The 7,721-nt window shown below is 51.4% G+C and carries 9 protein-coding genes and 2 pseudogenes; 7 read left to right on the top strand and 4 right to left on the bottom strand.

Annotated elements, in window-relative coordinates:
* Nucleotides 1-185: 185 nt before the first annotated feature.
* The 4 genes from pgeF to Q7J88_RS06590 form a co-directional block, all read right to left on the bottom strand.
* Nucleotides 186-980, bottom strand: coding sequence for a peptidoglycan editing factor PgeF (gene pgeF / locus Q7J88_RS06605; protein ID WP_303721370.1), 795 nt, complete (start codon nt 978-980; stop codon nt 186-188).
* 20 nt (nt 981-1,000) lie between these two features.
* Nucleotides 1,001-1,981 (bottom strand): RluA family pseudouridine synthase, encoded by a 981-nt coding sequence (locus Q7J88_RS06600; RefSeq protein WP_303721369.1) that lies wholly within the window; start codon nt 1,979-1,981, stop codon nt 1,001-1,003.
* Nucleotides 1,982-2,251, bottom strand: coding sequence for a hypothetical protein (locus Q7J88_RS06595; RefSeq protein ID WP_303721368.1), 270 nt, complete (start codon nt 2,249-2,251; stop codon nt 1,982-1,984).
* Between the two features lie 117 nt (nt 2,252-2,368).
* Nucleotides 2,369-3,106 (bottom strand): HAD family hydrolase, encoded by a 738-nt coding sequence (locus tag Q7J88_RS06590; protein ID WP_303721367.1) that lies wholly within the window; start codon nt 3,104-3,106, stop codon nt 2,369-2,371.
* A 163-nt stretch (nt 3,107-3,269) separates the two neighbouring features.
* Here Q7J88_RS06590 and Q7J88_RS06585 point away from each other — a divergent pair, with 163 nt between their 5' ends.
* From Q7J88_RS06585 to Q7J88_RS15375, 7 genes and pseudogenes are all read left to right on the top strand, one after another.
* Nucleotides 3,270-3,863: a helix-turn-helix domain-containing protein gene (locus Q7J88_RS06585; RefSeq protein ID WP_303721366.1), complete on the top strand. Its 594-nt coding sequence runs from the start codon at nt 3,270-3,272 to the stop codon at nt 3,861-3,863.
* 98 nt (nt 3,864-3,961) lie between these two features.
* Nucleotides 3,962-4,621, top strand: coding sequence for an isoprenoid biosynthesis glyoxalase ElbB (elbB, locus tag Q7J88_RS06580; RefSeq protein WP_303721364.1), 660 nt, complete (start codon nt 3,962-3,964; stop codon nt 4,619-4,621).
* An 85-nt stretch (nt 4,622-4,706) separates the two neighbouring features.
* Nucleotides 4,707-4,865 (top strand): rubredoxin, encoded by a 159-nt coding sequence (gene rd, locus Q7J88_RS06575; protein WP_303721363.1) that lies wholly within the window; start codon nt 4,707-4,709, stop codon nt 4,863-4,865.
* Between the two features lie 110 nt (nt 4,866-4,975).
* Nucleotides 4,976-5,851 (top strand): lipoyl synthase, encoded by an 876-nt coding sequence (gene lipA / locus Q7J88_RS06570; protein ID WP_303721362.1) that lies wholly within the window; start codon nt 4,976-4,978, stop codon nt 5,849-5,851.
* A complete protein-coding gene (locus Q7J88_RS06565) occupies nt 5,851-6,210 on the top strand; it encodes an acyl-CoA thioesterase (RefSeq protein WP_303721361.1) in 360 nt (119 codons plus the stop codon). Before lipA ends, Q7J88_RS06565 begins: the two co-directional genes overlap by 1 nt.
* A 535-nt stretch (nt 6,211-6,745) precedes the next feature.
* A pseudogene (locus tag Q7J88_RS15380) lies at nt 6,746-6,922 on the top strand (transposase); the annotation flags it as partial.
* Between the two features lie 45 nt (nt 6,923-6,967).
* Nucleotides 6,968-7,587: pseudogene (locus Q7J88_RS15375) on the top strand (IS1595 family transposase).
* The last annotated feature ends 134 nt before the right edge of the window (nt 7,588-7,721 follow it).

The following is a 7,721-nucleotide window of genomic DNA, read 5'->3' as shown; positions in this document are numbered from 1 at the left end:
GTGCAGCTTACTTCCTATCGCTTCCTTCAGACCCTGCCGTTGCCAGCAACGCCCTTGCGATTCGGATTGTCTTCCCCCTGATCAGGGTGACGCCTGCATCTTGCAACAGGCCGGGTTTGCCAGCTCCGCTGGGCAAACCAAAAAAAGGGACCGCATTACGCGATCCCTTTTTCAACTCAAGCCATTCATTTGGACAATTTGATAAATCCTATCTGCCGGCCGGTCTTGCCGTTGTCCCTGCGATAAGAGAACAGCAACTCTGGATGGCAGCAGGTGCACTCCTTTGCCTGAGCAATCGAGTTAACTTTCAGGCCAACCTGTTCAAGCTGCAACCGGCAACTCAAGCCAATATCAAGCTGCCAATGTCCAAGCCTGATTTCGGTCGAGATCTCACTCCAGAATCCGCTTCCTTTGCGAAAAGCATCACGCACCGGGCGATCGACCTCGTATTTATGTGCGCCGATCCCCGGACCGATTGCCGCCTTCAGTTCGGCTGGCTGGCAATCAAAATGCTGTTGCATGGCATTGACCACTTTTTTGAGAATCCCGTTGGCCGCGCCACGCCAGCCGACATGAACGGCCGCGACTACCTGTTTCCTGCTATCCCAGAGCAGTACAGGATAACAATCGGCCACCAGTACGCCGATCATGATATCAGGCTGGTTGGTGACAATGGCATCAACTTCCAGAGACAGGAAATGAGTCAGATCAAGATTCGGCTCGTCGATAATCAGCAGGTCGTTACCATGCACCTGCTTTACGGTTAACAACTGATGTGGCTGCAGATCGAAGCTGCGGGCGAAGGTCGAGCGATTACCTTCGACATTCGGCAAATGGTCCTCGGTGTTCAACCCCAGGTTCAAGGAATTGTAGGGAGGACGACTGACCCCTCCATTACGGGCACTGAACCCGGCAACGATTCCATCTTCCAGACCAGAAGGCTGCAAAAACGACATTTTCCCATTGCGTACGAGTTTCATAACAGACTCCGCTGCCAATATCAGCCGGTACCTTCCGGATTGGCGTATTTCTGTTGTAAATAGTCTACGATCTCCGCAAATACCGGCGGCAGATCGGTTGAAAATTCTAGGTATTTTCCAGTGACCGGATGGACGAAGCCTAGGGTTTGGGCATGCAACGCTTGCCCGGGCAGTTTTTCTAATAGTTGCCGCAACTGTTGATCGGCCAGATTTTTGAGGCTATTTCTTCCCCCATAGAGCGGGTCACCGACCAACGGTACCCCCTGCTCGGACAAATGCACCCGAATTTGATGGGTACGCCCAGTCTCCAATCGACATTCTATCAGAGACAAGCGATCTGCCAGATACGTGTGTAAAACTTTCCAGTGCGTCACTGCTCTTTTGCCGTGGCGGGTTCTACTACTCATCTTCTTGCGCTGCAGTTGATGGCGCCCGATCGGCTGATCGATCGTCCCGCTGCTCCCCGGCAGCTGACCACCGACCAGCGCCAGATAGCGACGATTGACGCTGCGGGCCTTGAACTGGGCAGCCAAATGCTGGTGGCTCTGATCGTTCTTGGTCGCCACCAGCACCCCAGAGGTGTCTTTATCGATCCGGTGGACAATCCCGGGACGCAGCTCACCACCGATTCCGGCCAGATCGTCACAATGATGCAACAAGGCATTGACCAGTGTACCGGTCACATGTCCGGCGGCGGGATGTACCACCATTCCGGGCGGTTTGTCAACCACGATCAGGTCGTGATCTTCGTAAAGGATCGTCAGGGGGATTTCTTCGGGAACTGCTTCGGCCAGTTCTGGCTCGGGGATGTTGACCTCGATCAACTCTCCACCTTTCAGTTTATAACTGACCTTGGTGGGAACTCCGTCAACTAGCACTTGCTGGCTGGCGATCAATTTTTGCACTTGCGAGCGGCTTAGATATGGAAAACTCACGACCAGAAAAGCATCAAGCCGCTCTGTTGAGCGATCTTCGGGAAAGCTCAGATGTTCTGTTGACATTTACCAGATGGGACTTTCTATCTTTCCGGCCTGCTTGATCATCACATCGACAATCGCCTTTTCGTAAAGGTGCTCACGGTCCGGCAGATCAGGGGATACGCGCGAAAAAAAATGTTCACGCCCTTCTTCCAGTTCTTCCTTCATCAGATCGAAGATGCTATCGTTTTTAATCCCTTCAGACACTTTGTCCTGATTGTACAGGGCAACATCGGAAACAATGGCGCGCGCCAAGCGAAATGCGAGATCAGGATTTTCGACCAGTCTTGCCATAGATAAAGCCTCCACCCCCTCGTTGTAAAAAAATCGATAGATACAATAAAGAGTTTATTAAAGGTTTTTCAATTTTTCAAGTCATATTCTCTATTTTCCCAATAATGACAGATCGCTTCAGAACCTTCTGGTCTGCAAGAAGCGCTGCAAAGCGCCATGGTCTCCGCGGTGGTCGCAAGGCCAGCCAGCCCCCTCACGCTCAACTACCCAAGTATCGACAAGAAACGTCTTCATACCGACCGAAGCAGCCGCGAGATCCTGGAGAGTATCGTTGCCAACCATCAGGCAACGCTCGGGCTGCACCCCCAAGTGCCGGGCGATCTCCCGAAAGTAATCTGACTGCGGTTTGCAATAGCAGCTGTTTTCAACGCTGGTCATGTGCTGAAAAGGGATATCGCTCAGCCCTCCCCAACGCAGACGGGCTTGGATCATGAACTCCGGAAAAACCGGATTGGTCGCCAACACCAGTGGCACTTGAAATTGCTGGCATTGCGCTAAAATTTCCCGTGCCAGCGGGATCGGCCGAACCAGATCTCTGAGTGATTCGAGTTGTTCCTCAGCATAACGCTGAAAGCAGTTGCGCAACGCGGCTTCCGGGATGGCCAAATGTTGTTGCAGCATCGAATGCAACCTTTGTTCATTGGTCATCACCCCGTCGCCATGATGCTGAATCAGGCTGCGGATGCCACCGAGCATCACCCGAATAAATTTCTTCTGTTTTACATAGTCGCGACACAGTTCGGCCAACCCCTCAACGTAACGGGGAATGAATTCCGTCATCTGCACCCGTAGCAGAGTTCCGTCGAGATCGAACAGGATAGCATCAAAGGTACTATCCTCCGCCTGTTGCTTCATGCAAACCCTCAAAAGCTGTTTCCAAAGAGATCAAATCTACTTTAGTTTTCATTTCTAACACAGGGGCTCTGCAGAATCCATCCTTTGCTGTGTTTCTAATCACTTGACTGTTTCTGCAGGTGCGGCTAAAAATTGTTTCAGTTTACGTTATAAAGGAGATTTTATGGACGAGTTCAGAGCAGAAGTCAGAGAGCTACAAATCGGCCCACAGATTCGAAAGCTTCGTCAGGACCGACGCTTGACCCTGCAGGATTTATCAGAGGAGACTGAGCTCTCCAAACCACTATTGTCCCAGATCGAAAATGAACAGGTGATTCCGCCGCTGGCGACCCTCTTGAGGATTGCCAAGGCGCTGAGAGTCCCCCTGCAGACCTTTTTCGAGGAAGAAGACAACACCCAGAAATGTCTGGTCGTTCGGGCCGGAGATTCAAACCGTCTGCATCGCCGTCCGCAGCATGGTGGACCGCCGCAGCCGTATCTGTACCATTCACTCGCCTACGGCAAAAAGCATAAACACATGGAACCCTTCCTAGTTGAGTTCGACCCGCAGCAGGCCGCCCAACCGCAGGCGGTACAGCACGCTGGGGAAGAGTTTCTTTATGTGCTTGAAGGCTGTATCGAACTGAATCATGGCACCGAAACCTATGTGCTGAACCCCGGTGATTCGGTCTACTGGGATTCCAACGAACCACACAGTCTGAAAGCCCTCGGCGAAGAAATCGCCCATGGCATTGCGGTGCTGTATACCCGCAACTAAAGCGCGCCAGCAGAGTTAAAAATAAGCTCTATCTGTTATGCTTTGTTTTGTCGATCAACTTTTCTATAAACCGATCAACAGATATCAGGAGGATTTCCATGACGAAAGTAGGTGTTGTTCTTTCTGGCTGCGGCGTTTACGACGGCAGTGAAATTCACGAAACGGTCATTACCCTGCTGGCTCTCGATCGGGCCGGTGCGACAGCTGTCTGTATGGCTCCGAACATGGAGCAGACAGTGGTTAACCACCTGACTGGCGAACAAATGGAAGGCGTGACCCGTAATGTCTTGGAGGAAGCGGCCCGGATTGCTCGTGGAGCGATCACCGACATTGCTAAAATCAAAGCGAGCGATATCGATGCGTTGATCCTGCCCGGTGGTTTCGGCGCAGCCAAAAATCTCTGCAATTTCGCAGTTAAAGGTACCGACTGCGAAGTGCATCCAGAAGTGGCCAGGCTGATACGTGAAGTGGTGGCAGCGAAAAAGCCACTGGCGGCGATCTGCATCGCCCCGGCCCTGGTCTCGAAAGTGCTCGGCGATGATAATCTGGCTCACAAACTGACCATCGGCACCGATGAAGGAACCGCAAAGGCCGTCACCACCATGGGTTCTACCCACGTCGAATGCCCGGTCCGGGAGTTTGTCATCGACAAAGAGAACAAGTTGGTCTCGACACCGGCCTACATGCTTGCTGGCAACATCAGCGAAGCAGCGGAAGGGATAGAAAAAACCGTTAAGGCGGTCATGGAGATGCTCTAGCCTTAGTCACAATTAATTACCTAGCTTGTCATGTTTTCCCCGATCTGTTAGAGTCGGCGAAACTTAACCCTCAAAGGAGGTTCCAATGGACAAGTACCGCTGTATTATCTGTGACTATATTTACGATCCCGAGAAAGGTGATCCGGCCCATGGCATTGCTCCGGGCACCGGCTTCGAAGATATACCGGATGACTGGTGTTGCCCTCTTTGTGGAGTCGACAAGTCGAATTTTGAACCAATCTGAAATACTAGCAACGAACCCAAACAGAGCCTGCTCACAACCAGTGAACAGGCTCTGTCTTTTATAACCCGGCGCATGCTATGCTGATTCATTCAAGCTGAGAGATTTTTCAAATGCCGAAACCACAACTACGCAAACCAGAATGGCTGAAAGTCCGCTTTCCCGCTGGGCCGGAATATGCTCGCATCGATCGTTATCACCGGCAGCAGGGGCTGAACTCCGTCTGCCGTAGCGCCGCCTGCCCGAACCAGGGAGAATGCTGGAGCAAGGGGACAGCCACCTTCATGATCCTCGGCAGCAACTGCAGCCGTCACTGCCGTTTCTGCAACGTTTCCAGCGAAGCCCTTCTACCGCCCGACCCGCAGGAACCGCAAAAGGTAGCCAAAGCGATTGCCGAGTTGAACCTGAAACATGCGGTCATCACTTCGGTCACCCGCGATGATCTGATGGATGGAGGTGGCGCCCATTTTGTCGCTCTGGTCGGAGAAATCAGGCAGCAGGCACCTGGCTGCCGGATCGAGCTGCTGATTCCCGACCTGCAGGGGAATTGGGCAGTACTACAAAGCATCGTAGCTGCAGCCCCAGATATTATCGGCCATAATATCGAAACGGTTCCGCGCCTTTATCCCCAGGTGCGCCCGGAAGCAGAATATCAGCGCTCCCTTGAACTGCTCAGTCAAGTTCGACGATTCTCTGACCAGCTCACTATTAAATCGGGGTTGATGCTCGGCATGGGAGAAAGCGAAGAGGAGATTTACCAAACAATGCGCGACCTGCGCCTGCATAACTGCCAGATTCTAACTCTGGGACAATATCTGGCTCCCTCAAGCGAACATTATCCAGTACAACGCTTTGTCCACCCGAATGAATTTACCAAACTGGCCAAGCTGGGTAAAAAGCTCGGTTTCGAACATGTCGAAGCTGGTCCGCTGGTCCGCTCATCCTTCCACGCGGAAGAGCAATTCAGAGCGGTTGAGGAGCGATATTAATGGATAACTTTACTCTAGTCAGGCCAGAACACCTGAACCATCACGGTTACCTGTTCGGAGGCATCATGCTGAAATGGGTTGATGAAAACGCCTGGATGGCAGCCACGCGCGACTATCCCGGCTGCTCCTTTGTCACCATCAACATGGAGGCCTGCCACTTCAAGCAGCCGGTAAAAAATGGCGCGATCCTGCGCTACCACATGGAAGAGGTTGAACGAGGCCAAACCTCACTGACTTATTTAGTGACGGTTTTTGCCGATGAACCCGGTGCAACTGTTGAGAAAGAGGTATTCAGCACAAAAGTCACTTTTGTGCGTTTGGACGAAGCGGAAAAACCTTGTGCGCTACCGGTGAAATAGAAAAAGAAAACACGGTTCGATCTATGTCGGGCAGGGTTTAGAAGCAGAAGATAGCTAAAATCAAGCTTTTACTTCGATGTTCGTCCCTTTTCCGGTCTGTTGAGCAATTTGTATTTTTTGCTGCTCATTGGCCCCATTCTGCTCTGTTTTTCCCAGGGTTCAGTCAAGATCGCCTACCCGGCCTGCAACTTGTTCGTTGCGATCTTTTGAACCGCAATGCTCATCTAGCCTGAAACCTCCATACCCATTACCTCTCCAGCGCAAAGGCTGGCAACATCCCTGTTAATTCTGCCTCCGCAATTTCAGTTATTGGGAGCAGAACAACATTCACAACCACTTAGAACAAATGGATCAAGGGCAATTCTAATATCTGGTTGTCCACTTCGCTCCAGTTGAGATATTAGCTGTCACGTAATGAATACAAACTGGCCTCATCTTAAAGAGGAGGCCGGCTAGGACAGAAGATTTTCCAAGCAATGAAGTTGAACTTGACCGCGGGTTCAATACCTAAGATGCCAGCCCTGACTATCTCCTTCAACTTCGCTGGGCAGAGGGGTTCAGATGCTCCCGCTGTGGCCATGACCAATTCTGGATGAGTTCCAGAGGCCTCTATCTCTGCAGGCACTGTGAATATCAGCACTCAGTCACTGCGGGAACGATCTTTCATGGAACCAGAAAGCCTTTGACTCTCTGGTTCAAGGCTCTTTGGTGATTCTCCACCCGTACGAACGGGCTCAATTCCACCACCCTGCAAGCTTTGCTTGGGTTCAGCAGTTACCAAACAGCCTGGTCCTGGCTGCAACCGTTACGAACCTGCACGGTTTTTCCGAATCGAAACAAGCTCTCCGGCACCGTCCATGTTGATGAATGTTTTTTCGGCGGCGCACACAGCGGCAAGCGAGGCAGAGGGGCTGAGCACAAATGTAAAGTCGCGGTTGCCGTCGAACTTAAAAGGCGTAAGCTTGGTCGACTGCGCATGCCGACCGTTGAGAGCTGTAGCGCTTGCGAGCTGACGTCTTTTTCAAAACAAATATCTTAGCCTACAGTCAGGTCACAACTGATGGCTGGGGAGCTTACAGTGTTTTACAGAAGGAAGGCGATAACCACAAAGCCATCGTTCAGAGTAAAACCACTGATAAGGAAAGCGCATTGCCCGGCGTCCATTTGGTTGCGTCACTCGCTAAACGGGTCATGCTCGGTACGCTCCAGGGGCGATTTGATTCGCAGTATTTGCAGCGCAACCTGGATGAATATGTTTTTCGCTTTAATCGCCGTAATTGCAGATCAGTTGGCAAGCGATTTTGGCGAATCATGCAACAAACTGTTCAGTCAGCTCCAGCACCTTTGAAATTTCTGGTTCTGGAGCCGGTTACTTGAGCGAAGTCGATAACCAGACATTAAAATTAGACAGTACTTCAGCCGGTTAGCAAATTAATGCAATCTGAAAAAAAAAATCTATAGTTATTTGGAGCCTTTATTGCGACCAGCAGGAACTCTGATCTATACTGTCA

Source organism: Malonomonas rubra, assembly GCF_003247215.1.
GTDB lineage: Bacteria > Desulfobacterota > Desulfuromonadia > Desulfuromonadales > Geopsychrobacteraceae > Malonomonas > Malonomonas rubra_A.
This window is presented reverse-complemented; position numbering and strand designations above follow the sequence as displayed.